The 24,702-nt window shown below is 67.0% G+C and carries 26 protein-coding genes and 1 tRNA gene; 11 read left to right on the top strand and 16 right to left on the bottom strand.

The window, feature by feature from the left end:
• The first annotated feature begins 185 nt into the window (after positions 1-185).
• On the top strand, positions 186-1,859 hold the full coding sequence (locus tag EV659_RS05895) for a sodium-dependent transporter (protein ID WP_200287644.1): 1,674 nt from the start codon (positions 186-188) through the stop codon (positions 1,857-1,859).
• Here EV659_RS05895 and truA read toward each other — a convergent pair.
• On the bottom strand, positions 1,820-2,596 hold the full coding sequence (gene truA / locus EV659_RS05890; RefSeq protein ID WP_132707919.1) for a tRNA pseudouridine(38-40) synthase TruA: 777 nt from the start codon (positions 2,594-2,596) through the stop codon (positions 1,820-1,822). The genes EV659_RS05895 and truA overlap by 40 nt on opposite strands.
• 93 nt (positions 2,597-2,689) lie before the next feature.
• Here truA and EV659_RS05885 point away from each other — a divergent pair, with 93 nt between their 5' ends.
• Positions 2,690-3,130: a host attachment family protein gene (locus tag EV659_RS05885; RefSeq protein WP_132707918.1), complete on the top strand. Its 441-nt coding sequence runs from the start codon at positions 2,690-2,692 to the stop codon at positions 3,128-3,130.
• A gap of 52 nt (positions 3,131-3,182) precedes the next feature.
• Here the strand turns inward: EV659_RS05885 and gluQRS are convergent, their stop codons facing one another.
• Complete coding sequence (gene gluQRS / locus EV659_RS05880; RefSeq protein WP_132707917.1) at positions 3,183-4,040, bottom strand: tRNA glutamyl-Q(34) synthetase GluQRS; 858 nt, start codon at positions 4,038-4,040, stop codon at positions 3,183-3,185.
• Positions 4,041-4,262: 222 nt separating this feature from the next.
• On the opposite strand from gluQRS, the gene EV659_RS05875 reads away from it, so the two are divergent.
• The 3 genes from EV659_RS05875 (at position 4,263) to EV659_RS05865 (ending at position 6,451) form a co-directional block, all read left to right on the top strand.
• On the top strand, positions 4,263-4,916 hold the full coding sequence (locus tag EV659_RS05875) for an alpha/beta hydrolase (RefSeq protein WP_132707916.1): 654 nt from the start codon (positions 4,263-4,265) through the stop codon (positions 4,914-4,916).
• Positions 4,913-5,734, top strand: coding sequence for a dienelactone hydrolase family protein (locus EV659_RS05870; protein WP_132707915.1), 822 nt, complete (start codon positions 4,913-4,915; stop codon positions 5,732-5,734). Before EV659_RS05875 ends, EV659_RS05870 begins: the two co-directional genes overlap by 4 nt.
• Before the next feature lie 153 nt (positions 5,735-5,887).
• The gene (locus tag EV659_RS05865) at positions 5,888-6,451 is read left to right on the top strand and encodes an HNH endonuclease (protein WP_132707914.1); all 564 of its coding nucleotides are present in this window, start codon (positions 5,888-5,890) and stop codon (positions 6,449-6,451) included.
• A gap of 43 nt (positions 6,452-6,494) precedes the next feature.
• Here EV659_RS05865 and EV659_RS05860 read toward each other — a convergent pair whose 3' ends face one another.
• From EV659_RS05860 to EV659_RS05850, 3 genes are read right to left on the bottom strand one after another with little or no spacing between them, the layout of a single operon-like run.
• The gene (locus EV659_RS05860) at positions 6,495-7,097 is read right to left on the bottom strand and encodes a demethoxyubiquinone hydroxylase family protein (protein ID WP_132707913.1); all 603 of its coding nucleotides are present in this window, start codon (positions 7,095-7,097) and stop codon (positions 6,495-6,497) included.
• Between the two features lie 4 nt (positions 7,098-7,101).
• A complete protein-coding gene (locus tag EV659_RS05855; RefSeq protein WP_132707912.1) occupies positions 7,102-7,581 on the bottom strand; it encodes a disulfide bond formation protein B in 480 nt (159 codons plus the stop codon).
• Positions 7,582-8,160, bottom strand: a complete 579-nt coding sequence (locus EV659_RS05850) for a YqaA family protein (protein WP_132707911.1) — start codon at positions 8,158-8,160, stop codon at positions 7,582-7,584. It lies immediately after the preceding gene.
• Between the two features lie 129 nt (positions 8,161-8,289).
• Here EV659_RS05850 and EV659_RS05845 point away from each other — a divergent pair.
• Positions 8,290-8,376 (top strand) — tRNA-Leu (locus tag EV659_RS05845).
• Between the two features lie 189 nt (positions 8,377-8,565).
• Here EV659_RS05845 and EV659_RS05840 read toward each other — a convergent pair.
• The 8 genes from EV659_RS05840 to pabB form a co-directional block, all read right to left on the bottom strand.
• Entirely contained in the window at positions 8,566-9,930 is a 1,365-nt protein-coding gene (locus tag EV659_RS05840) for a hypothetical protein (RefSeq protein WP_132707910.1), read from the bottom strand.
• Between the two features lie 260 nt (positions 9,931-10,190).
• Complete coding sequence (locus EV659_RS05835) at positions 10,191-10,811, bottom strand: energy transducer TonB (protein WP_200287648.1); 621 nt, start codon at positions 10,809-10,811, stop codon at positions 10,191-10,193.
• A complete protein-coding gene (locus EV659_RS05830; RefSeq protein WP_132707909.1) occupies positions 10,811-11,209 on the bottom strand; it encodes an ExbD/TolR family protein in 399 nt (132 codons plus the stop codon). The genes EV659_RS05835 and EV659_RS05830 overlap by 1 nt, the downstream gene beginning before the upstream one ends.
• A gap of 36 nt (positions 11,210-11,245) precedes the next feature.
• Complete coding sequence (locus EV659_RS05825; RefSeq protein WP_132707908.1) at positions 11,246-11,650, bottom strand: ExbD/TolR family protein; 405 nt, start codon at positions 11,648-11,650, stop codon at positions 11,246-11,248.
• Positions 11,651-11,764: 114 nt separating this feature from the next.
• Positions 11,765-12,292, bottom strand: a complete 528-nt coding sequence (locus EV659_RS05820; RefSeq protein WP_132707907.1) for a MotA/TolQ/ExbB proton channel family protein — start codon at positions 12,290-12,292, stop codon at positions 11,765-11,767.
• Positions 12,292-13,728, bottom strand: a complete 1,437-nt coding sequence (locus EV659_RS05815) for a MotA/TolQ/ExbB proton channel family protein (protein ID WP_200287650.1) — start codon at positions 13,726-13,728, stop codon at positions 12,292-12,294. Before EV659_RS05815 ends, EV659_RS05820 begins: the two co-directional genes overlap by 1 nt.
• On the bottom strand, positions 13,725-14,528 hold the full coding sequence (locus EV659_RS05810; RefSeq protein ID WP_165878752.1) for a DUF3450 domain-containing protein: 804 nt from the start codon (positions 14,526-14,528) through the stop codon (positions 13,725-13,727). Before EV659_RS05810 ends, EV659_RS05815 begins: the two co-directional genes overlap by 4 nt.
• A 543-nt stretch (positions 14,529-15,071) precedes the next feature.
• Positions 15,072-17,027 carry an aminodeoxychorismate synthase component I gene (pabB, locus tag EV659_RS05805; protein WP_165878751.1) on the bottom strand — a complete coding sequence of 652 codons (1,956 nt, stop codon included), beginning with the start codon at positions 17,025-17,027 and terminating at the stop codon, positions 15,072-15,074.
• Positions 17,028-17,428: 401 nt separating this feature from the next.
• Here pabB and EV659_RS05800 point away from each other — a divergent pair, with 401 nt between their 5' ends.
• Positions 17,429-17,953, top strand: a complete 525-nt coding sequence (locus EV659_RS05800; RefSeq protein WP_132707904.1) for an RT0821/Lpp0805 family surface protein — start codon at positions 17,429-17,431, stop codon at positions 17,951-17,953.
• A gap of 305 nt (positions 17,954-18,258) precedes the next feature.
• Here EV659_RS05800 and EV659_RS05795 read toward each other — a convergent pair whose 3' ends face one another.
• Positions 18,259-19,395 carry an acyl-CoA dehydrogenase family protein gene (locus EV659_RS05795; protein ID WP_132707903.1) on the bottom strand — a complete coding sequence of 379 codons (1,137 nt, stop codon included), beginning with the start codon at positions 19,393-19,395 and terminating at the stop codon, positions 18,259-18,261.
• Positions 19,396-19,471: 76 nt separating this feature from the next.
• Positions 19,472-20,050 (bottom strand): helix-turn-helix domain-containing protein, encoded by a 579-nt coding sequence (locus EV659_RS05790; protein WP_132707902.1) that lies wholly within the window; start codon positions 20,048-20,050, stop codon positions 19,472-19,474.
• 141 nt (positions 20,051-20,191) lie between these two features.
• Between EV659_RS05790 and EV659_RS05785 the strand changes: the two genes are divergently transcribed.
• The 3 genes from EV659_RS05785 to EV659_RS05775 all read left to right on the top strand — a co-directional run bounded on the left by EV659_RS05785 (position 20,192) and on the right by EV659_RS05775 (position 22,854).
• Entirely contained in the window at positions 20,192-20,953 is a 762-nt protein-coding gene (locus EV659_RS05785) for a DUF6456 domain-containing protein (protein ID WP_200287652.1), read from the top strand.
• Between the two features lie 198 nt (positions 20,954-21,151).
• A complete protein-coding gene (locus EV659_RS05780; protein ID WP_132707901.1) occupies positions 21,152-21,508 on the top strand; it encodes a hypothetical protein in 357 nt (118 codons plus the stop codon).
• Complete coding sequence (locus tag EV659_RS05775) at positions 21,505-22,854, top strand: DNA-packaging protein (protein ID WP_132707900.1); 1,350 nt, start codon at positions 21,505-21,507, stop codon at positions 22,852-22,854. Before EV659_RS05780 ends, EV659_RS05775 begins: the two co-directional genes overlap by 4 nt.
• A gap of 49 nt (positions 22,855-22,903) precedes the next feature.
• On the opposite strand, the gene EV659_RS05770 is transcribed toward EV659_RS05775, so the two are convergent.
• Positions 22,904-23,347 (bottom strand): hypothetical protein, encoded by a 444-nt coding sequence (locus tag EV659_RS05770; protein ID WP_132707899.1) that lies wholly within the window; start codon positions 23,345-23,347, stop codon positions 22,904-22,906.
• An 86-nt stretch (positions 23,348-23,433) separates the two neighbouring features.
• Here EV659_RS05770 and EV659_RS05765 point away from each other — a divergent pair, with 86 nt between their 5' ends.
• A complete protein-coding gene (locus tag EV659_RS05765) occupies positions 23,434-24,684 on the top strand; it encodes a phage portal protein (RefSeq protein ID WP_132707898.1) in 1,251 nt (416 codons plus the stop codon).
• The last annotated feature ends 18 nt before the right edge of the window (positions 24,685-24,702 follow it).

Below are 24,702 nucleotides of genomic sequence, written 5' to 3'. Positions count from 1 at the left end.
CTGACCGCGCGGCGAACGGATTGATGCCCCGCCGCGCCAGGAGCTGTGTCAGCACCCGCAACAAGATTGCCCAACCAACGAAAGACACCGCGTTTCGCTGCGCTCGACCATTGCCCAGCCTGAAACGGGACGCTACCGTCTCGACGCCCTACCAAACATAACAAATCACCCAGGAGGAAATGCCCATGGCCGGTGCCGCTGGTTCCCCGGAGAAGACATGGTCGTCGCGAACGGCGTTCATTCTAGCGGCGGTCGGGTCCGCGGTCGGTCTGGGGAATGTCTGGAAGTTCCCTTACGAGGTGGGAGCCGGCGGCGGCGGCGCCTTCGTGCTGATCTATCTGGTGTTCGTGTTCGCCATCGGCCTGCCGGTGATGATCGCCGAATTGCTGGTCGGCCGGCGCGGCCACGCCGCCCCGCCGATCGCCGCCGAGACGGTGGCCGCCGGCTCGCAGCGGCACAAAAGCTGGGCCTGGCTCGGCTGGATCGGGGTCATCGGCGCCTTCTTCGTGCTCAGCTTCTATTCGGTGATCGCCGGGTTTTCGCTCAGCTATATGGTCGAAACCGTCACCGGCCGGCTCGGCGACCTGACGCCCGAGGCGTCGGTCAAGCACTTCACCGACGATATCGGCGGCAGCTTCGCGATCGTGTTCGGCTGGCACACGCTGTTCATGGTGCTGACCGTGTTCATCGTCGCGCGCGGCATCAAGGGCGGCCTGGAACAGGCGGTCACCTATCTGATGCCGGCCCTGTTCGTCCTGCTGGTGGGCATGGTGATCTATTCGCTGAGCGTCGGCGAGGCGGGGAAGGCGCTTCAGTTTCTGTTCCAGCCGCGGCTGTCCGACCTGACCACCGACAATATCCTCCAGGCGCTGGGCCAGGCGTTCTTCTCATTGTCCTTGGCGCTCGGCGCGATCATGACCTATGGCGCCTATGTGCCGCGCGACTATTCGCTGCCGCGCTCGGCGTTCATCATCGCTGCGGCCGACACCGCCGTGGCGATCCTGGCCGGCCTGGCGATCTTCCCGCTGGTGTTTCAGTACGGGCTCGAAGCCAATGCCGGCCCCGGCCTGGTATTCATCACCCTGCCGCTGGCGTTCGCCGAAATGCCCGGCGGCGTCATCGTCGGCGGCGCGTTCTTCCTGCTGCTGTCGATCGCCGCGCTGACCTCGGCGATCTCGCTTCTGGAGCCGACCGTGTCGTGGCTTGAAGAAAAGCGCGGCATCGCCCGGGCCAAGGCGGCGGTCTGGGGCGGACTGGCGATCTATCTGGTGGGCATCGGCTCGGTGATGTCGTTCAACGTCTGGTCGGACGTCACCTTCTGGCGCGGCACCGTGCTCGACAATATCGACTTCATCACCAACAATGTGATGATGCCCCTGGGCGGTCTGGGCATCGCGGTGTTCGTCGCCTGGTTCATGAACCCCGAGGCGGTGCGCAGCGAAGTCACCGGCATTTCGGACCGGCTCTACAAGGCGTGGCTCAACCTGCTGGGCTTCGTCTGCCCGGTGGCGCTGGCGGCGATCTTCTTCTCGGTCTCGGGCGCCGACCGGCTCGTGCTGCGGATCGTCGACCTGGCCGGCTACGGCGTCTCGGAAGACCCGGGCGAGCGGTTGTTGCACGCCACCATCGTGTTCATCGTGATGATCATGCCGAGCCTGCTCGCCGCCCGCCGGCGCCACCCGCAACTGGCATTGTTGGCGTTCGTCAATGTGGTCGCCGGTTGGCAGCCCATCGGCTGGCTGTTCTGCCTGGTCTGGGCGCACCGGCCGGACCTGTTGACCGCCACCCGGCGGGCCGTGGGCGCCCGCGACGACCGGGTTCAGGCCAGCAGCGACGAGCGCTCCGGCTCGGCCGGATAACGCACGGCCATGAAGGTGAGGCCGTCGGGCGGGGCGTTGTAGCCGAGCGCCCGGCGGTCGCATGCGTCGAGCGCGGCGCGCAGGTCATCCGCCGTCCAGTGGCCGCGCCCGACCAGCGCCAAACACCCGACCATGGAACGCACCTGATGGTGCAGAAAGCTGCGCGCGGCGGCGTGGATCAGGATCGTCTCGCCCTGGCGCTCCACGTCCAGCCGGTCGAGCGTCTTGACCGGCGAGGCGGCCTGGCACTGGGCGGCGCGGAAGGTGGTGAAGTCGTGGCGGCCCACCAGCACTTGGGCGGCGGCGTGCATGGCGGCGGCGTCGAGCGGCTGGGGCACTTGCCAGGCGAGCCCGCGGTCGACGGTCAGCGGCGCCGGCCGGTTGACGATGCGATAGGTGTAGGACCGTCCGAGGGCGTCGAACCGGGCCGAGAAATCGTCGGCGACCGGCTCGGCGGCGAGCACCGCCACCGCCTCGCCGGCGCGGCGCAGATGGTGGTTGGCGGCCATCATCACCCGATAGCCGGTCATATCCTTGGTAATGTCGGCGTGGGCCACCTGGCCGCGCGCGTGCACGCCGGCATCGGTGCGCCCGGCCGCCACGGTCGCCACCGGCGCGCCGTTGAAGGCGGCGAGGGCTGCCTCCAGCGCCGCCTGCACCGACGGGCCATTGTCCTGGCGCTGCCAGCCCACATAAGGGCGGCCGTCATATTCCAGCGTCAGCTTGAAACGGGTCATCTTTCACCGCCCATGACCGACGCCGCCCCTTGATTGCGGCCCGCCTCGGGGCAAGGTGAAAGGCATGGGTCAAACATAAGAAGGAGCGCCTTGATGGCCATTCCGCACAATGCCCTGGTGGTGGTCGCCGATGGATCGAAGCTGCTGATCCTGCACAATGAAGGCGACGCCGAATACCCCAACCTTCAGGTCATCCACAAGCAGGAGCAGGACAATCCCGCCAACCGCGACCACGCCACCGACGGCCCCGGGCGGCTGAACGACGGCGGCGTCGGCCGCAGCGCGGTGGAGACCACCGACTTCCACCAGATCGAGGAGGACCGCTTCGCCGACCAGGTGGCCGACCTGCTGTACAAACGCGTCCATGGCGGCGAGGCCGACAAGCTGATCCTGGTCGCCCCGCCGCGCCTGCTCGGCCGCCTGCGCGAAACCCTGCACAGCGAGGTCAAAAGCCGGCTGATCGCCGAGATCGACAAGGACCTGACCAACCACCCGCCGGCCAAGATCGAACAGGTGGTGAGCGCCGCACTCTGACCGCGCCGGCGTCGCCCCGGGCGGGGCGGCGCCGATGCGGTGCGCCCGGGTCTCAATCCGCGCCACCCGCCGGCGGGGCGAGCCCCAGGCGTGCCCGGATATCGCCGGGCGCCACACCGGCGTCGCGCAGCGCCGCCAGGGTCATCGACCGGTCGCGCTTGGCCAGCCGCCGGCCGTCGTCGCCCAGGATCAACGGGTGGTGCTCATAGGCCGGCACCGGCAGGTCCAAGAGCGCCTGCAACAGCCGGTGCACATGGGTGGCGTGGAACAGATCCCGCCCGCGCACGATGTGGCTGACGCCCTGGGCCGCGTCGTCGACGGTCACCGACAGGTGATAACTGGTGGCCACATCCTTGCGCGCCAGCACCACGTCGCCCAGCGCCTCGGGCGTCGCCCGGACCCGCCCGGCCTCGGCGTCGTGCCAATAAAGCGGCCCGTCGAGCGTCGCCCGCGCCCGGCCCAGGTCGAGACGCCAGGCATGGGCATCGCCGCGGGCCAGGCGCGCGGCGCGCTCGGCCCGGCCCAGCGCGCGGCAGGTGCCGGGATAGAGCGCGCCTTCGGGCCCATGCGGAGCCGAGGCGGCGCGCGCCACCTCGGCCGCGATCTCGGCGCGCGTGCAGAAACAGGGATAGACCAGCTCGCGCGCCTTCAAGGCTTCGAGGGCGTCGCCATAGACCGCCAGCCGCGCAGACTGGCGCCACACCGGCTCGGGCCAGGACAGGCCGAGCCACGCCAGATCGTCGAAGATCCCCTCGACGAACGCCGGCCGACAGCGGCCGGTGTCGATATCCTCGATGCGCAGCAGGAAGGTGCCGCCGGCGGCGCGCGCCCGGTCATGGGCCAAAAGCGCCGAATAGGCGTGGCCCAGGTGCAACCGACCGGTGGGGCTGGGGGCGAAGCGGGTGATCATGGCGCGCGGTTCCGGGCTTGGACCTTCGGTTTGCGGGTTTCGGGCCGGGGCTGGACTGGCTGGATTGGACCGAGCCGGGCCGGGCCAGGGCCAAGCTCGCGCGGGCTTGCGGCCCGACTGGGTGTGGGCCGCGCGAACCGGCCGGTGGCTTGACCGGTTGCAATGCGACCTCAACTGTTTAGCGTCATTCTCTCGACCACGCCATGGACCAAGGAGACCTTGATGGACAGCCCCACCAGCCCGCTTACCGGCCCCGAAATCGTGCCCGACACGGTGGACAGCCTGGTCATCCTGGCCCATGGCTACGGCTCCAACGGCCAGGATCTGCACGGCTTGGCACAACAGCTCGCCCCGCACCTGCCGCGCACCGCCTTCCTGTCGCCCAACGCGCCCGAGCCCTGCCCCGGCGCGCCCGGCGGCTATCAATGGTTCGGGCTCAGCCGTCTCGACCCGACCGAGCGCGACACCGGCGTGGTCAAGGCCGGGCCGACGCTCGACCGGTTCGTCGCCGACAGCCTGACCCGCTTCGATCTGGACGACCGGCGCCTGGTGCTCGCCGGGTTCAGCCAGGGCACCATGATGGCGCTCCATGTGGGCCTGCGCCGGACCACCGAACCGGCGGGTATTCTGGGCTTTTCGGGCTGTCTCGGCGCGCCGGCGGCGCTGCGCCACGAGATTCAGAGCCGGCCGCCGGTGCTCCTGATCCACGGCACCCATGACGAGGTGCTGCCCTTCCCGCTGATGTTCGAGGCCAAAGGCGCGCTCGAAGCCAATGGCGTCACCGTGCGCCACCATCTATCCCAGAACGTGCCCCATTCCATCGGCGCCGACGGTCTGGCCCAGGGGCTCGACTTCCTCAAGGAGGTGCTTTCATGACCTGCCGCTCGTTCACCGCCGCCGGCCTGCGCCGGCTCGCCCTGGCCGGGGCGGCGTTGGCCGCCGGTTGGGCGCCCATGGCTTGGGCCCAGCAAGATGTGCCGCCGCCCCCGTCGGCCGATGACAGCCAACCGGCCTATCGCACCATCACCATCCCGGGCGACGACGGGCTCGACATCACCGCCGACCTCTACGAACCCGAGACCCGCAGTTTCACGGTCATGGTGTTGTTCCACCAGGCCCGGTCGAGCCGTGGCGAATATCGCACCATCGCGCCGCGCCTGGCGGACAAGGGCTATACCGCCCTCGCCGTCGACCTGCGCGCCGGCGAACGCTACGCCGATGTGGACAACCAGACCGCCCGGCGCGCCCAAGCCGCCGGGCTCGACACCGGCTATCGCGATGCCATCCCCGACATGCTGGCCGCGCTTCGCTATGCCGACACCGAGTTGCGCGGCGCCCGGGTGGTCGCCTGGGGGTCGTCCTATTCGGCGTCGCTCAGCCTCTATCTGGCCAGCCGGCACCGCGACCTGATCGACGGCGTGGTGGCGTTTTCGCCGGGCGACTATTTCCGCGGCAAGATCGACCTGGTGGCGGCGGCGCGCTACATCGACCAACCGGTGTTCATCACCGGCATGCAGAGCGAAAGCCGCGCCTGGAAGCCGATCTATGACGCGCTGCCCGACGAATTGAGCCGCCGCGGCCTGCACCCGGACGGTCGCGGTGCCCATGGCGCGGTTGCGCTGATCCCGCGCAAGTCGCCGAACCATAAGGAATATTGGCTGGTTCTGGAGTCGTTTCTGACGGAAAATTTCTAGCCAAAGCGCCGCACCATCGCGCGACCGCGCCGGGAAGATACGGTATTGTCATAAAGATATAACGCTGTATCTTGTAAAAGCGTTGCGGGCGCGGGTGGGTTGGCACCTCAGCCGTCGCCCGAATGTCGGTTATGACAGGGCGACGGTATGGCGATGCAACACGGTTCCCTTCCTTCCCCAGAGGCTTGCCCCGCGTTGGTTCTGAACGCGGACTACAGGCCGCTGAGTTACTTCCCGCTTTCCGTTTGGAACTGGCAAACCGCCTTGAAGGCGGTTTTTTTGGATCGAGTGAACATCGTCTCGGAGTATGAACGGACGGTGCGCTCGCCGACGCTGGAGCTACGCCTGCCCAGCGTCATTTCGCTCAAGAAATACATCAAGCCGGCCAAGTATCCGGCCTTCACCCGGTTCAATCTGTTTCTGCGCGACGAATTCGTTTGCCAGTATTGCGGCCGCGGCGAAGACCTGACCTTCGACCATGTGGTGCCGCGCGCTTATGGCGGCAAGACCACCTGGGCCAATGTGACCACGGCGTGCGCGCCGTGCAATCTGGCCAAGGGCGGGCGCACCCCGGCCGAGGCGCAGATGCAGACGCGGATCAAGCCCTACCGGCCCACCTCGCGCCAATTGATCGAAAACGGCCGCAAGTTCCCGCCCAACTATCTGCACGAAAGCTGGCGCGACTATCTCTATTGGGACAGCGAGTTGGAGCCCTGAGAGCGACCGCCCGGCGGCCGCGCGCCGACGCCGGCACCTCGGCTTACAGGCGCTTGGACACCCAAATTGCGGCCTTGCAACCGGCCTTGATGGCGCCCGAGATCAGGCCATAGCCGGGTGTCTGTTCGGCGCCATGCTCGATGGCGATGTCGCGGTGTTCGGCTTCTTCGGCGCGGAATTCGGCCACCGTGGCGGCGAGATCTGCGTCCTGGCCCGCGAGCATGCGCTCCTGGTCGGCATAATGGTCGTCGATCACCTCTTCGACCGCGGCGGTGCAGGCCATCAAGGCGCGCTCGCCCATCAACGCGGTGGCCGCCCCCAGACCGAAGCCGGCCAGCCGCCACAAGGGCTGCACGGCGGTCGGACGCACCTGGCGTTCGATCACCAGGCGGTCGAAGGTGTCCAGGTGGCGCTGTTCCTGTTCCTTCATGTGGCGGATCTGTGAGCTCAGCCGGTGCTGGTGGCCGAGCACGGCAAGCTGGCCCGCATAAATCTGCGCCGCGCCATACTCGCCCGCATGATCGACCCGGATCATCCGTTTGATTTCCTCCGACAGCGGCCGGTCGCCGGGCAGCGGGCGCAGCGGCCGCGGCTGGTTTTCGGCGTCGGTCGCGGGCGGGGTGGGCTTGCCAACCGTCTCGGTCATCGGATCATCTCCATGCACGCCATAGCCACAGGGTGAGCGCGGCCAGCATTGCCGACCACACCACATTGTACGCGGCCAGCGACCAACCGAACAGGGTCAGCGCCGCATCGTCGCAGGAGATCACCGGCGCGGCGTTGAGGTTGGCGATCACCGCATCGATATCGTCGCTCAGGCTGGAGCCGGTGCAGGACGACGGCCCCGGCCACCAGCCCGTCTCCAGGCCCATCTGATAGAAACCGATGCCACCGCCAACCAGAAACAGCCCCGCGATCGCCGGCAAAGCGGCCCCCACACGCCCGGTTACCAGGCCGACCAGAGCCACGCCGCCGGCAGCATAGACCGCCCAGCGCTGCCAATAGCACATCTTGCAGGGCGCATACCCAAACCCATGCTCCATCACCATGACAGCAACGATTGTGGCGGCGATCAGCGCCAACAGCACGCCAAGCGGATAGGTCCGGAAAAACGAAACCAAGCGGGTCATTTACAGTCCCCTGAGGACGACGAAACCGGCGATCAGCAAAGCCAGGCCGGCGGTCACCAAGACGTTGAGACGGCGTTCGACGAAGCGGCGGATCGGCCGGCCGAAGCGCCACAGAAGGGCTGCCTCTACAAAAAACCGAAATCCGCGCGCGATCAAGGCCGAGACGATGAACAGCACCGGATCGAACCCGAACACCCCTGCGGCGATCGTCACCACCTTGAACGGGATCGGGGTCAGCCCGCCGATCAACACCGCCCAAAGCCCCCAAGTGTCGAAGACCCCGCGGGCGTGGGCGAAGGCGTCCTGATAGCCGTAGAAGTCCAGCAGCGGTTGCCCCAGCCATTGAAACAGCAGCGCGCCGATCAGATAGCCGGCCATGGCGCCTGCGACGCTGGCCACGGTACAGATGGCGGCGATCTGCCAGGCGCGCGCCCGGTCCGCCAACACCATGGGCAGGAGCATCACGTCGGGCGGGATGGGAAAGAAGGAACTTTCCGCGAATGAGATTCCGGCCAACCACCAGCGCGCGGCGGGCCGCCCGGCCCGGTCAAGGGTCCAGTCGTACAGTCCTCGGAACATACCACCCTTTCCCCGGTATTGACCGCGCGAGACGCCAGGACGGCTTAGCAACGGCCCTCGTTGCGCGCAATTGCCAAACGCTCTCTTGACCCCACGGCAAGGGGCGTTATGGTCAGCCGCACAGCCGCAGCCCTCGTGGCGGAATTGGTAGACGCGCCAGACTCAAAATCTGGTTCCCTTCGGGGAGTGCCCGTTCGACTCGGGCCGGGGGCACCATCTCTTTCATCGATGCAAGACCGACCCGCCGGGCCTTGGCGGTGGGTGGCACCGTGTGCGCGGTTGGCTCTCCCCTGCCCCCGGCGCCCCGGACTGCGACCGACAAAAAACGGCCACCCCGCGGTGGGGTGGCCGTTCCGGACATGTCTTGGGTAACCGGTTTCGACGATCCTAGGTCACCGGTCGCCGCTATTGGTTCGACACGTAGTTGGTGCCCAGATACTTGTCGATGAACTTGGCGCGCTCACGCTCTTCGTTCACATGGGCGAGCCACTGGTCTGCGCGCTTGCGATAGTTCTTGTTCTTGCGCGCTTCCTTCAGCACCTCTTCGGCCTTGTCGAACGCGAAGAACTTCACATAGGCCGAGCCGAGGACCATGCGCACCTGGTCGGGATTGTCGAGACCGCCGAGCGCGATGGAGCGTTCCAGGGCATCGGCCGCACGCTTCCATTCCTGCTCGCCCATCAGCACCTGGCCAAGCGTGCGCCACGCATCGGATTCCTGCTTTTCCAGTGCCGCCTGCCGCATCGGCTCAAGCGCCTTGCCGGTTTCCTGCGCCATCAGATAGGCGCGGCCCAGCAACTCCATATTGTCGCCATCGCGCTCCAGCTTGTCTTCCTCGAATGCCTTCTCCAGCACCCAGGCCGCTTTGATCGGCACCTCGAAGAACATATAAAACTGCGCCAAATTCTTCAGGTGCGAGCCCTTGGTCAGGAAGCCCTGTTGATAGGCAACCTCAAGCGCAGCCAATTGCTCTTCGCGGCGCTCCAACTCGCCATAGATCGCCGACAACTGCCGCCAATCGGACGGGTCGTTATACTCGACCACCATGATCTCAAGAATGTCGGCGACCTTCTCGTAATTATCCTGCGAGAAGTACATGGCGCGCAGAAGCTGCCACCAGTCGCGCCGGACCTCTTGGTTCAACCCCCGCGCGATCGAGATCGCTTCTTCCACATTCACGATCCCCTTGTCGTAATCCTCGAGCTGGTAATAGGCTTGGCCCAGAATGATGTAGGGGGTGACGCTGGTGATGCGTTCCTGCGTCTCGATGTACTGGAGCATGTAATCGACCGCCTTGGCCGGCTTGTCCTGCCCCAGATAGATCATCGACAAATTGTAGGTCGCCTGATCCAGGAACGACCGCGGCGCGCCCGCCTGCTCGCGCACCTTCTCGAAATACTGGATCGTCTTATCGATATCGTCTTCCGTGTACGCCCAGTTGGCCAGCGTCACATAGACAAAAGCCCGCTCGTAATCGGACAGGTCTTCGGCCTTTTCCTGCAGCTTGTTGATCTGCTTGTAGGCTTCGCCCGTTTCGCCTTCTTCGTACTTGGCGTTGGCCTCGGTGACTTCCTCATAGACCCGCTGGCTCAAGGTCTGCGACCGGCGTGTGCGACGCTGCTCGTCGTCGTCGTCGCGGGTCCGCTGGAAAGCCTCGGCGGCCTGATCCGGGCCGACGCCGACCGGCATGGGCGCCACGGCCAAGAAGGTGCCCGCGAGCAGTGCCGCCGACAGGCGCACGGAAAACGGAGCGTTCGCGTTTTTTGCCATAGTCTGTCTCACAAAATATCCCTGTTTGAACCTTCCCCGCGGTCCCCGGGCGGCGCTGGGTGCACCTTGGCGCCAAGGCGGATCTGGCTTGCCTGACGGTGGCCGGGTTTCGCCATGGCCGTGCGGCGTGTCGACGACCGACCACCGCGATCTTCACAGCCGGACCACCGAGGCGACCGACGCGGCAAAAGACCAAGCTCAAGCGCGCGTCGAAGGCGACGCGGTCGGTCAACCCAACCGCGCCGCCCGTCGCCCGACCCTCAGCGGCGACCGCCGTCGGCCATCTCGAAGGTCACCTTGTGCTGCACCCCGGTCACGGCGATCGGCTGGCCGTTGACCACCTTGGGCTTGTACTTCCATTTCGCCGCGGCGCGCTTGGCGGCGCGCTCGAAATAGCCCTTGGGATCGGCGTCGATCACCGAGATGTCGGTCACGGTCCCCTGTTTGGTCACGGTGAATTCGAGCATCACCCAACCCTCGACACCGCGCTCCTGCGCCCGGCGCGGATACTGGGCCGGCACCTTCACGATCGGCAGATACTCGCCATCGGTCGGCGCGCCGATCGCGCCGGTCGACAATTGGGTGTCCACCCGCACGTCGGCGTCGAAGTTGCCAAGCCCGGCATCGGCGCTCACGTCGGTGTTGACCTCCATCTTCATCTCAGGCGGCGGGTCCTTCACCTCGGGCGGCTTCTCGACTTCGCGTTCTTTCTGCTGGACCTTTTCCTCGCGCTGCGGCTGGACGATGTCCATCAGGCGCACGGAATCGTCTTCACCCAGCTTGGCGTCCTGGTCCACCACCAGGCTCTGCATCAGATAAAACAGGCCGAACGTGACGGCGCTGGCCAGCAGCAGGGCAATTCCATAACGGGCAACCATCATCACGTCTCCGCGGAAAGGGCGACATTGGGCACACCGGCGGCGCGCGCGGCTTCGATCACGTCAAGCACCAGCTTGGCCTTAGCAGCGGTATCGGCCTGAACCACAACGGTACCACGCGGGTTTTCGGCGTGCAATTTTTCAACTTCGCTGCGAACCGCATCGACCTCAACCTCGCCCCGGTTGATCCAGACCTCGTCGGTATCGGTCACCGCGATCAGAATCGCCGCCTTGTCTTTTTTCTCCGCCGTATCCGCCGTTGGCTTGCGCACATCGACGCCGGCATCCTTGATGAAGGTCGCGGTCACGATGAAGAAGATCAACATGATGAACACGATGTCGAGCATCGGCGTCATGTTGATTTCGGTATCTTCTTCGTCTTCTTGGGCGTGTTTTCTCATGGCATTTCTCCTCGGCCGGCGGGACGGCGGCGGCGCTTAGGCCGGGTCCGCCAGCGATACGGGGATATCGCGCGACACCTTCCGCGCCTCGTCATACGCCCGCACGATATAGCCGGTGTGGGTGTCCGCTTCGGGCTGGATCACCACCGTGGCTTCGGGGTTCTTGGCCCGGCATTGTTCGATGTTCGGACGGATCGACGACACATCGATGCGCCGCACCCCGAAAAAGATATTATTGTTGCTGTCGATGCGGATCAAACAATTCTTTTTGTCCGGATCGTCCGGCGGCTGATTGTTGTTGGGCGGCTTGTTGGCATCAAGCCCCGTTTCCTTGACGAAAGAGGCGGTCACGATGAAGAAGATCAGCATGATGAACACGATGTCGAGCATCGGCGTCATGTTGACTTCCGCCTCTTCCTCTTTTCGAGCGAATTTTCGCATCACAGTGTTCCCGTTATCGAGCGCGTTGGGCCGTCTCGCACGGCCGGACCGATCGGCGGTCTCATCTTGATCGCGGCGACGGCCCCTGTGGAGCCACCGCCGCGACCCTGCGCATTAATGGTCGGTGGTCAGGCTGTCTTCGAGCCGTTCCGACGCGCGTTTGGCCCACCGTTCGATGAAGGTGCTCATGAACACCCCCGACAGCGCGGCGACCATGCCGGCCATGGTGGGGATGGTGGCCTGGCTGACCCCGTCGGCCATGGCGCGGGCATTGCCGCTGCCGAACACCGCCATGGCGTCGAAAACCGCGATCATGCCGGTCACCGTGCCGAGCAAACCGACCAGCGGACACGTGGCCACCAGGGTTTTGATCATGCTCACATTGGCGCTGAGGCTGGCCTTCACCTCCGAGATCATCGCCGAGCGGATCTTGTGCGCATACCAGGACTTGCGCTCCCGGCGCTGCTCCCAGTTCTGGCGCGCCCGGTCGATGTCGCGGCGGGCGACCACGCCGAAGTACCAGACCCGTTCGAGGATCAGGGTCCACATCACGAAGGTGACCGCGAGGACCCCGTACAGCACGGGGCCCCCTTGGTCCATGAACTGCCTGATCGCATAGAGGGCTTCTCCAAAGCCGAGCATCAGGCGCGCTCCTTCTCCGCGTGCAGGGCGATAATGCCGGCGGACTGCTCTTCCAGGATCTGGATGATGTTCCGCGACATGCCCGCCACCAGGCTGTGCAACAGCAGGGTCGGGATCGCCACCACGAGGCCCAATTGGGTGGTCACCAGCGCCTGGCTGATACCGCCGGCCATCAGCTTGGGATCGCCGGTGCCGAACAGGGTGATCGCCTGGAAGGTGGCGATCATGCCGGTCACCGTACCGAGCAGACCCAATAGCGGGGCCACCGCCGAGATGATCTTGACGAAGGTGGAGAACCGCTCGATCGCCGGGGTCTCGCGCAGGATCGCTTCATCCAGCTTGAGCTCCAGGGTTTCCACGTCCACCGAGCGGTTTTCCTGATAGACGCTCAGGATACGGCCCAGCGGGTTGTTGGTGTTGGCCTGGTCGCTCTTGATCTGCGACTTCACCTTCATCTGGGTCAGCAGCAGCGCCACCACCTTGTAGATGACGATCAGCACCGCGAACGCCCCCATGGCCAGGATGATGTAGCCGATGGCGCCACCCTGGTCGACCTGCTCCATCAGGTCCGGCTTCTGGATCAACAGCTGCAACAACTGCCCACGGGTCGGATCGAGGCCGAAGCGCACGGTTTCGGCCGGCGCGGCATTGGCCAGTTGGCGCGTCCCCGCCACATAGTTCGCCGGCTGTTGGCCGAGTTCGATCACTTCGCCGGTCGAGGCGTTGTAGGTGTAGTACTTGCCTTCCGAGACCAGGTTGAAGGCGCCCACACGCACCAGGTCGACCTGTTCGCGGGTGCCGTCGGCGCTGATCACGTCATAGGCAAACTGCGTCACCTTCCCGCTTTCGGTCAACTCGCGTTGCAGCTCCTGCCACAGCACCTCGATCTCGTCGATCGACGGCAGCGACGACGCCCGGCTCGACTTCTCGATCAGATCGGCGAGCGCTTGTTCGCGATCGATACCCTTGGCGCGGGTCTGCAACGACACCAGCGACCCGGTCACAATGCTGCGGGTATCGCCGGCGACCTGTTGCAGCACGCCGAACAGCTCGCGCAGTTCGCCCTTGGCCTCGTCGAGCTGCTGTTGAAGCTGGATCAGCTCTTCCTCGTTCTTGGCCCGGGTATCCTCCAGGTCGGCCGAGCGCCGCTCAAGCCGCGCCTTTTCATTGCGCGCCTGTTGCAGCAGCCGTTCCTGCTCGGACTTCTGCTGACGGAACTCCTGGACGCGCTGTTGGTGCATCTCGGATTCCGACAGCTTGCCCTGGACCACGTCCTGGAGCAGTTCGTCGAGCGACGCGGCGGAGCTTTCGGGCACCGGCTGTTCGGGAGCCGCCGGGGCTTCAGCCTCCTGGGCCTCCTGGGCCAGCGACGGCACGGTAAAGGCATGCAGGCCGGCGGCCATCGCCGCGGCGAAAAGGATCTTCTTCATAGTCATTGCACTTGCTCCGGGCCCGACACGGGAAGGCTGATGATCGACGGCGAAGCCTGCTGGTTGGCAACCTCAAGCCCCTTCTCGATCGCCGACCGGTATTGGTCGCCGAGCGGCTCGAACGAGCCGGTATTCTTGTTGTAGAAGCCGACGCTGGAGCCATCGAGGGTCTCGTAGACCAGCGCCACGCGGCCGGCACGCAGGAACTTCACTTCCTTCTCTTCGCCACCGATGGTCAGCGTGCCCTCATAGGCGTTCAGGAAGCGGCTGTATTCGTTCTCGATCTGATAGACCTCGAGCACGCGGCGGAACTTCTCCGGCGTCGCCACATTGGACTGGTCGAGCAGGTCACGCAGACCGGCGATCCGCTCGCGCCGTTCGTCGAGCTGGAACGGCATGTCCAGTTCCACGAACCGCTCGAGCGCGCCAACCATGCGCAGCATCAGCGGCGTGATCTGCCGGCGCACGCTCTGCACGTCGCGGATCGAGACCCGGAATTCCGCCTTCTCTTCTTCCTGCGACTGGATCAGACGCTCTTGCTGAGCGTTGTACGCCTTCAGGCCCTCGATCTGCTTGAGCAACTGGGTGTATTCCGAGACCAAGCGGCTCGTCTGGTTGCTCAGATCGTTGATCTCTTCCTGGGCGTTTTGGGCGATCTTGTTGAGTTCGGCAGCTTCGTCGAAAATCGACCCCAACTTGTCGGTGCGCTGTTCCAGGCGCTGTTCCGCGGCGGCCCGTCGCTGAGCCTTCTCCTCGGGCGTCGGCCCGACATCTTCGGACTCTTGCGCCGACGCGGTTGTCGCCATGAATGCGACAGCCACGACCGAGGCCGTCGCCGCTAATAGTCTTTTGATTTGATAGTGCTGCATAGGTCTTCCCACGAAATTGTCCTTGAGGGAGCGCCCGCACCGCCACGTCATAGGCCCAGCTAGGCGCGCAGCCGACGGCTCGGGCGTTCGCCCCCATGGTGAAGCAACGAAGGGCTACGCCGATGAACAAAGCCGCACACACGCTCAAACAGCGCCCACGAGGCCGCCTCGCCATCAGATCCCACGGTGAGGTCCCGCATACTCCCTATTATGTTGGCAATCCGAGGGACACCACAAATCGCCCTGCGTTGCAAGGCACGCGATCGCAGCCCCCCAGTGCCATTTAGCTGAAACCTGTGCCCATGCCGCGCAGCGATTGACTTTGTCGCGGCCCCTCCAGGACACCGATCGGCGCCTAATAATCCAAGATTTCTGCGGGATTCCAAGGGAAAAGTTTTGTAATATAATTGCATAAGCGCCAAACCCGCAGCAAAACGCCAACCAGCCCCGGCACCGCCGGACACGCCGCGGGTCGGTTGTTCAACTTTTCTGAAGGATTTTAACAGGCCGCAGACCGTGCACCGCATTGCCGATATAGACCGCCTCGGCACGCGCCAGATCGGCCGGTGTCAGGGGTGCCTCGACAGCCGGTTTTCTCTCCCGTGTCAACAGCATCTGGCGCAACACCCCGCCCAGCAGACCGGCCTCGCGCGGCGGCGTGAGCAGGCGCCCGCCAATCGCCACGAACAGGTTCGATAGCGCCCCCTCGGTCAGCTGGCCACTCTCGTTCAGGAATAAAACATCGGTCACATTTTCGCGAGCCCGCGCATGCTGCAACGGGACGTCGTAATGCGCCCGGCGGGTCGTCTTGTGATAGAGAAACAGATTGTCCGAGCGTTGCGGCTGGTCGGCGAACACTACCCGCGGTTGTTGCCACAGCGGGTCATTACCCAGCGGCTCGACGGTGACGGTGGCAGCGCCATCGCGGGCCAGCAGCAGGCGCACCTTATGGCGTCCGGTGCCCGCGCTCCCCTGGACGCCCGCCCAGATCCGCCCCTCGGCCGATCCCGTCATAGACCCCTGGGCCGATCCGCCATCCGATGCCGAAACTGCGCCGCCGCACGCGCCCGCCGCCGGGCCGAGGGCGGCGGTCAGCGCGTCGCTGATCGCCGCGTGCACCGCCGCACTGTCGCAGGCGAAGCCGAGCCGGTGCGCCGACGCGCGCAGTCGCGCCATGTGACCGTCCAAAAGGGCGATGCCGTCGGCCGGCGTCCACACCATGGTCTCGATCAGGGCGAAATCCTGCGCCTCGTCGCGTTCGGCGGCCGGACCGGCGCGCCGGGTGAATGCCGCTTTCAGCGCACATTCGCGCCACTCCTCACCGCGATCGCTATCGGCCACCAGGCCCGACCCGAGCCCAAACCGGCCGCGCCCCTGCCGATCCAGGATCGCGGTGCGAATCGCCACGTTCAGCGCCAGATCGCCATTGGGCGCGAAATGGCCGATGGCCCCCGTGTAAACCCCGCGCGGCCCGGCTTCCAGCATGGCGATAGCTTCCATGGCCCGGATCTTGGGCGCCCCGGTCACCGAACCGCACGGAAACAGCGCGCCGAGTAGCGCCGACGCGGCGAGCCCGGGCCGCCGCTCGGCGCGCACCGTGGAGGTCAGTTGCAGGACCGAGGGATACCGTTCCACCTCGAACAGCCGCGCCACCTGGACCGAGCCGTCGACCGCCACCCGCGACAGGTCGTTGCGCATCAGGTCGACGATCATCAAGTTCTCGGCCTGGGCCTTGGGGTCGGCGGCCAAGGCGACGGCAGCCGCATCGTCCCACGCCCCCCAGGGTCGGCGCGGCGCGGTGCCCTTCATCGGTCGGACGATCATATCCCCGCCCCGGATCGACACGAACAATTCCGGCGACACGCTCAGCACCCGCCAGGCCCCGGTGTCGATATAGGCGCTGTAGGGTGTCGGCTGGGCCCGACGCAGGGCCTGATAAATCGCCAGCGGATCGCCTGTCGCCCGCACCGAGGGGGCAAAGGTCAGATTGGCTTGGTAGACCTCGCCGGCGGCGATGCGCTCCATCACCCCGGTAAAGCCGGCGGCATACCAGGCCGCGAAATCCGTCGGATCGGGCCCGATCAGGGCGCCGTGACGAGCCGTGCCGCCACGCGCTTCGGCCAGATGCCGATGCAGGTCGTGACCCGCGAGCGGCTGGGGCCGGCGCACCACCAGCAGCCAGACCAGGGGTTCGGGCGGCAACCCTCGGGTGGCCGCAGCGACGCGGGGTTCGAATGCCGCAGCGGCTTCATACCCGATCCAGCCGGCCGCATGACAGCCATCGGCGAGCACCGCATCCAGCCGTTCTAGCGCCGGCACGACCGCGTCAAGCCGGTCGGCCTGAATGATCTCCACCGGATCGGCGAACAACAGACCCCGTTGGCGACGGCTGTCGTCGAGCAGCAGGCAAGGCGGGCGGCGCAGACTAAGGGGCATGGGTCGAACACGGTTGCAGGCGGCGGAAAAGGAACCAGCGGCCACAGCCGCCCGGACGACGCGCCATCGCCCCCCGGGGGCTGGCCCTGGAACCGATAGCGGGCCGCCGACCGGGGCGCCGGGGTGCGGCGGTGACCGCGCCATGGCGGCCGGGAGTGGCGGCCCCGAGCACAGTCGGAGCACGGGCGGAGCGACGGCAACGCCGGTCGCCCCCGGGCTTAGCCCGACCGGGCGATCATAGCAATGCGGCGTTCAGACGGCAGCGCTAGACTGGTCGTGTCGGTCGGTCGACCTTAGGGTGAAGGGTGATCGGTGGGCCGCACCGGCGGCTTGCCCGTCCCGACCGCCGCCCTATTTTAACAAGGGCAAGCGGCACAGCGCTATGGAGGAGGCCGATCATCATGGGCACCGTTCAAACACGATCCACCGCAACGCCCCACCGCCCGTGCGCGCCGCGCACGACCGGACGAACCGCCAAGGGGCTGCTGCTGGGCGCCGCGATGGCGACCGCACTTGGGGCCTGCGAGGAGAATCCCAAGGCCAGCTTCGGCTCGGCGCTCGGGGCGGCGGCTGGCGGGCTGCTGGCGGCGTCGGCCAATGGCGGCGCCGAGGGCATTGCCGCCGGCGTGCTGATTGGCGGTTTGCTGGGCGGCGCGGTCGGTAGCGCGCTCGACGCCGAGGACAAGCGGATGCACGCCCGCACGACCCAATACGCGCTGGAGACCAACCGCACCGGCTATGCCAGCACATGGCGCAACCCCGATACCGGCCATCGCGGCCGCATCGAGCCGACCCGCACCTACCAGCGGCCTGACGGCCAGTATTGCCGCGAATTCCAACAGATGATCATCGTCGGCGGCCGCGAAGAAAAGGCCTATGGCACGGCCTGCCGCCAGCCCGACGGCAATTGGAAGATCGTCAGCTAGCGCACCGGGTCACCGGCAGCGCGCCGATCCGGTGACCAACCGGGTCACCGGCGCGGGGCCGCCGGGCCACGCTACGCCCGACCGAAGGCGGTCGGGCGGCCGTGGCGCTCAGCCGACGGGGTCGATCTCGAAGTCCTCGAACTCCCATTCGCGACCGGAGCGGACCTCTTCCATGAACAGGTTTTCGGCCGCTGTGATGGCTTCCTCGTCGCTATCCGCGTGCACCGTACACACCCAATAGAACGTTCCCCGCCCCAGCCTGGCCTGGAGCGTCACTTTCCGCTGCACCGCGTTTCTCCCAAGGGTTAGATGAACCGGGAGATCAGTTCCTTCATGATCTCCGAGGTGCCGCCGTAAATCCGCTGCACCCGCGCGTCAACATAGTGCTGCGCGATCGGGTATTCCATCATATAGCCATAACCGCCGTGAAGCTGGACGCAGTCGTCCACCAACCGGCCCTGCATCTCGCTCAGCCACAGCTTGGCCATGGCCCCCTCGTCGGCGGTCAGCCGGCCGTCCATGTGCTTGGCGATGCACTGGTCGACGAATGCCCAGCCGACCTTGAGGTCGGTCTTCATCTCGGCGAGCTTGAAGCGGGTGTTCTGGAACTTCGCCACCGCGCGGCCGAACGCCTGGCGCTGCTTCACATAGTCCACGGTGATGTCGAAGGCGTGCTGGGCTGCGGCCGCCGCCGCCACGGCAATGACCAGGCGTTCCTGCGGCAACTCCTGCATCAGATAGATGAAGCCCTGGTTCTCGTTGCCGACGCAATTGGTGATCGGCACCCGCACATTGTCGAAGAACAGCTCCGACGTGTCGGCTGCCTTCTGCCCCATCTTCTTGAGGTTGCGACCGCGGCTGAAGCCGTCGCGCTCGGCCTCCACCAGGATCAGGCTGGTGCCCTTGGCGCCACCCTCGGGCGTGGTCTTGGCCACCACCAGGATCAGGTCGGCGTTCTGGCCGTTGGAAATGAACGTCTTCTGGCCATTGAGCACATAGTGGTTGCCGTCGCGCTCGGCGGTCGTCTTGATCGATTGTAGGTCAGAGCCCGTCCCCGGCTCGGTCATCGCCACCGCGGCCACGGTCTCGCCCGACACCATGCGCGGCAACCAGGTCTGTTTCTGCTCTTCCGAGCCGTAGTTCAAAATGTAGGGCGCCACGATGTCGGAATGGACCGACAGCGCAATCGGCGCACCGCCATAACCGATTTCCTCGTCAACGATACAATTATAGCGAAAGTCGGCGCCCGGGCCGCCATAGGCTTCGGGCACCTGGGGACACAGCAGCCCGGCCTCGCCCGCCTTGCGCCAGAACGCCTTGGGCGACGTGCCGGCCTCGGCCCAGGCGTCCTGGTGCGGGTGCATCTCTTGAGCCAGAAACTTGCGCACCGAATCGCGAAACACCGCATGATCGCTGTCGTAGACATCCCGTTGCGGCAACATGAGCGCCCCTCCCCTTATAATGAATGAGGCTCACCATGGCGCGGCCCGCCGATCCGGTCAACGGGCCAGAGCGTCTCTAGCGGGACAACTCCCGGATCAACGTCACCGCCGGGGCGATGCGGGTCAACGCCATGTCCTGGTGCAGCACCCCGCCGGGCGACAAGGGCAGCAGGCTATAGCACCCGGCCCGGCTCCCCGGGGCCAGCTTGGCGAAATAGCGGTTGCCGTCGGCGTCTTCCGCATAGCAGTCGAGCCCCAGCGCCGCATCCGCATCGCCCTCGCCGACGGTTTCGCAAACCACCGTGTCGCCATCGCGGTACTGGCCCAGATTGACCGAAACGCGCAGCGCGATCGGCGAATGGGCGAACAGGCGCAGCGCCACCACGCCCTCCTGGCTTTCGCGCACGCGCCCGTCGGCGCCCACATTGGCGTTGACCAGCAAATCCCCGTCATCGGGCAGGGCCAGCAGATCGGCCGGGTCCACCTGCAGCGCCACGGCGATCTTGTCCACCCAGTCGAGCGTCAAGGCCCGCGCCCCGGTTTCCAGCCGACCAATGGTCTGGGCCGTGGTGGCTTGCGGGCGCACCCGCTCGGCAACCTGTTGGAGAGTCATTCCCTTTGCTTTGCGGATTTCGCGGATGCGGGCATGAATCATCGCTCTATCTCCCGTTTTCTGACTGTCGCAGGGCGCCCTGGCATCAAGAATAACCCATATCGTCGCTCGGAAAAATATTTTTGCCAAACCGGTCAAACAGAGATATAACCATATTGGCACAAATAGTCAGGAATAAGGCTGATGAACCACGATTCTGCTCCCTTAAGCCGCTTCGAGCTTCGGGTTTTGCGGAAATGTACGCAGGCCACCAATGGCAAACGAAGCGTGGACGGCGGCCTGCGGCTGGGCAGTTTGAGCGTCCCGGCATCGGTGGCGGAAAAACTGCTGCGCCGTGGCCTGCTGGCGGAGCGCGACGGCCGGGTTGTCGCCAGCGCTGCTGGCGCCGCGCTGCTCGCCCGCACCCGCGCTCGGGCGTCCGGTGACGTTGACGGTTATGCCGCGCAGCACCGGGTGGTGGTACATCGCCCGGTCGAACCCGGCGATCGGCGGACCGTTGCCGTCAATCTGACCGAATCGCCCTTGAAAGCGCTGGCACGGCGCAAAACCAAGGGCGGCCAGCCGCTGCTGACCGAACGCCAAGTGGCCGCCGGCGACCGGCTCCGGACCGACTTCGACCTGGCCGGGCTGACGCCAAGGGTCACCGGCAGCTATGCCCCCCTGCCGCCGAGCCGCGGGCGGCGCCCGGCCCCGCGCGCCGGCGACCCCACCGACCGCCAGATCGATGCCCGCCGGCGCTATCAACGCGCCCTCGACGCCATGGGGCCTGGCCTCGCCGACATCGCCGTGCGGGTCTGCTGCTATCTGGAGGGACTGGAAGCGGCCGAGCGCGCGCTCCACTGGCCGGTGCGGTCGGGCAAGCTGGTGCTCGGCCTGGCGCTCGACCGGGCCGCCGACCATTATGACGGCCGAACAGCCAAAAATAACCATATCGGCACTTTTTGATTGACAAGCGTGACGCTTTGGGATATCACATCAGACATGGTCGATACACGCGTCCACCATTGAGCCGCTGGCCCGTCAACGCCGCTTCTGCCGCCTGAGCCTTTGACCCGATCCAATTGGACACGACAGCGCCGCGCCGTCTTTCTGGACGTGCTCCGGCGCACCGGCAATGTCAGTGCGGCGGCCCGGGCGGCGGAGATGCCGCGTCGTTCGGCCTACCGGCTGAAGGCCCGCGACGCCGAGTTCGCTGCCGATTGGGCCGCGGCGATGGACGACTCGCTGGACGATCTGGAGTTTGCCCTGCGCCAGCGCGCGCTCGCCGGCACCGAAAAGCCGGTGTTCTATGCCGGCAAGCCGGTCGGCGCGGTCAAGGCCTATGCCGACAGCGTGGGCATGTTTCTGCTCAAGGCGCACCGGCCCGGCCGCTACGCCGAGGGCGAAGCCGGCCCGCCCACGGCCGAGGACGAGGCGGCGGCCGCGCGCGACCGGCTGCGCGCCGTGCTCGACGCCATGGGCGAGCGACTGGCCGGCCCGGACGACGACGACACCCCATGACCGGTCGCAACGCCGGCCCGGGCGCCTCGCCGGCCGAAAAGCTGGCGCGCCTGCCATCGTCCCGGCGCGCTGCGGTGCTCGCCCAACTGCCGGCCGAGGACTGCCGGGCGCTGTTTTATGACTGGTCGTTCTGGGCACGACCGGGCCAGCGCACGCCCGAAGGCCCGTGGTTCTGCTGGCTGGTCTTGGCCGGGCGCGGCTTCGGCAAGACGCGCATGGGCGCGGAATGGGTGCGCGCGCAGATGGAAGGGCCGACCCCGCTGACCGCCGCGCCCGGCACCGCCGGCCGGCGGCTGGCGCTGATCGGCGAGACCTGGGCCGATGTCCGCGGCGTGATGGTCGAGGGCGACAGCGGCATCCTGGCGTGCAGCCCGCCCGACCGCCGGCCGGTCTTCGAGCCGTCGCGGCGCCGGCTGACCTGGGCCAATGGCGCGGTGGCCGAGATCTTCGCCGCCGCCGAGCCCGATCAGTTGCGCGGCCCGCAACATCATCTGGCCTGGGCCGACGAGATCGCCAAATGGCCCGCCGGCGATGTCGCCTGGGCCAATCTGCTGATGGGCCTGCGCTTGGGCGATGCCCCGCGGGTCATGGCCACTACCACGCCCCGGCCCCTGGCCTGGCTCAAGCGGCTGGCAAACGACCCCAACACGGTGGTGACGCGCGGCGGCACATTGGACAACCGGGCCCATCTGGCCAGGCCGTTTCTGGCCGAAATGGAGCGCCAGTACGGCCGCACCCGGATCGGCCGACAGGAATTGGGCGGCGAGATTCTGGAAGATGCCGAAGGCGCCTTGTGGACCCGCGCGCTGATCGAGGATCAGCGCGTCGCCCGGGCGCCGGGTTCATGTCGGCGCACGGTGGTGGCGGTCGACCCGCCGGTGACCGGCCACAAGGGCTCGGACGCCTGCGGCATCGTGATCGCGGCCTTGGGCGAGGATGGCCGCGCCTATGTGCTGGAAGACGCCACCCTGGCGCGCGCCAGCCCGGCCACCTGGATGGCCCGGGCGCTGGCGCTTTATGGCCGCTACGACGCCGACCGGCTGGTTGCCGAGGTCAATAATGGCGGCGATCTGGTGGAAACGCTGGTGCGCCAGATGGCGCCCGAGACCGCCTATCGCCCGGTCCGCGCCAGCCACGGCAAGATCGCCCGGGCCGAGCCGGTGGCCGCCCTCTACGAACGCGGGCTTGTGGCCCATGTAGGCGCCTGGCCCGAGTTGGAAGACCAGATGTGCCGGTTCACCGGCCAGCCGGGCGAGACCAGCCCCGACCGGCTCGACGCGCTGGTCTGGGCGTTGACCGAGTTGATGCTGACCCCCGGCGGCCGCCCGCAGGTCCGGCGCCTTTAACCATAGGAGCAGGAGCGGCAACGGGCCGCGCCCGACCCGGCGCCGCGTCTTAGCCGGTGCCGCCGCGCTGTTCGCGTTCCAGCCGGTCGTTGAAGGTGCGGATCGCCTGGTTCATCTCGCGCTCCACCGCCACCCGGCGGGTGTGGATGGCGTCCAGGTCCTCGTTCCAGCGTTCCTTCTGTTCGTCGGTCATGAAGGTGAACACCACCTTGGCGCGCCGGTCGCGACAGTTGAGCCACGCGGTCACCGCCTTGGAATAGCGCGACACCTGCTGGCGCGCCTGGCGCAGGTCTTCCGCCGTCGCCCGCTCGCCGTCGGGCAACGCGGCCGGCCGCTCGGGCGGCGCCCCGCAGTCCATCGCCTCGGACAGATCCACCGACGTGCCGCCCGCGGTGGTCCGAGACTGCGCCGACGCCGGCGTCAAGCCTGCCGCCGCGGCCACCGTCAACCCGGCGACCATCGCCGCCCAATGCACCGATTTGCCCATGCTCATCCGTCTCCCAGCTTTGTCCCCTCGTGGAGCACGCCCCGCCGGCGCCGTCAAGGCGCACCGCGCCGGGCTGCACAAGGACCCTGCCCATGGCTTCGTTTAACCCGTTCCGGCGCCGACCGGGGCCAAACCGGCCGCCCGCCGCCGCGCAAGCCGCCGCGCACACCAAGACGCTCGCCCCGGCGCCGGGGGCTGCCACCTGGCTGCTGTCGTCGCAGGCCCGTTGGGGCGCGCGATCCTACCACCGCCTGGCCGAGGAAGGCTATCGCCGCAATGTGGTCGCCCATCGCTGCGTCCGGCTGATCGCCGAATGCGCCGCCGCCGTGCCATTGACGCTGAGCGCCGGCACCACGCGCGCCGCCGACGACCATCCGGTGCGCCGGCTGCTGGCCGAGCCGAACCCGCAGACCGGCGGCACCGCGTTCCTGGAGACCGTCCACGCCCAGTTGCAGATCGGCGGCAACGCCTTCATCGAGGCCATGGCGGACGCCGACGGCCGGCCGCGCGCGCTTTACCCGCTGCGTCCCGACCGGGTCCGGGTGGTGCCGGGGCCGGCGGGCTGGCCGCGCGCCTATGACTATCAGGTGGACGGCCGCACCCGCCGCCTGCCGGTGGCCGAAACCCGGGGCCGGCGCCCGGTGCTGCACCTGAAGACCTATCACCCCCTGGACGACCAATACGGCCTCAGCCCGCTGGACGCCGCCGCCTTCGGGGTCGACGTGCACAATGCGGCGGTGGCCTGGAACAAGGGATTGCTCGACAACGCCGCCCGGCCTTCGGGCGCGCTGGTGTTCGACCCCGGCGACGGCCGCCCGGCGACCCTGTCGGAAGATCAGGTGCAACGGCTGAAGGCCGAACTGGCCGAGCAGTATCAGGGCGGCGGCAATGCCGGCCGGCCGTTCCTGCTTGAAGGCGGGCTGAAATGGCAGCCCATGGCGCTGACCCCGGCGGACATGGATTTCATGGAACTCAAACACTCCGCCGCCCGCGACATCGCGCTCGCCTTCGGCGTCCCGCCGATGCTGCTGGGCATTCCCGGCGACAACACCTACGCCAATTATCAAGAGGCCAACCGCGCCTTCTGGCGGCTGACCCTGTTGCCGCTGGTCGCGCGCACGCTCGACAGTCTGAGCCGCTGGCTGTCGGGCTGGTATGGCGAGCGGCTGGCCCTGGCCGCCGACCGCAACGCCCTGCCGGCGCTCGCCGCCGACCAGGAGGCGTTGTGGCGCCGGGTGGCCGCCGCGCCGTTCCTGACCGTCAACGAACAACGCGCGCAACTGGGCCTCGACCCGCTGCCAGGCGGCGACCGCCTGCCCGGCACGCCGCCCGACGCCGATTGACCTCGGCGCCGCGTCGGC

Origin of the sequence: Rhodothalassium salexigens DSM 2132 (genome assembly GCF_004341375.1) — a bacterium.
GTDB lineage: Bacteria > Pseudomonadota > Alphaproteobacteria > Sphingomonadales > Rhodothalassiaceae > Rhodothalassium > Rhodothalassium salexigens.
This window is presented reverse-complemented; position numbering and strand designations above follow the sequence as displayed.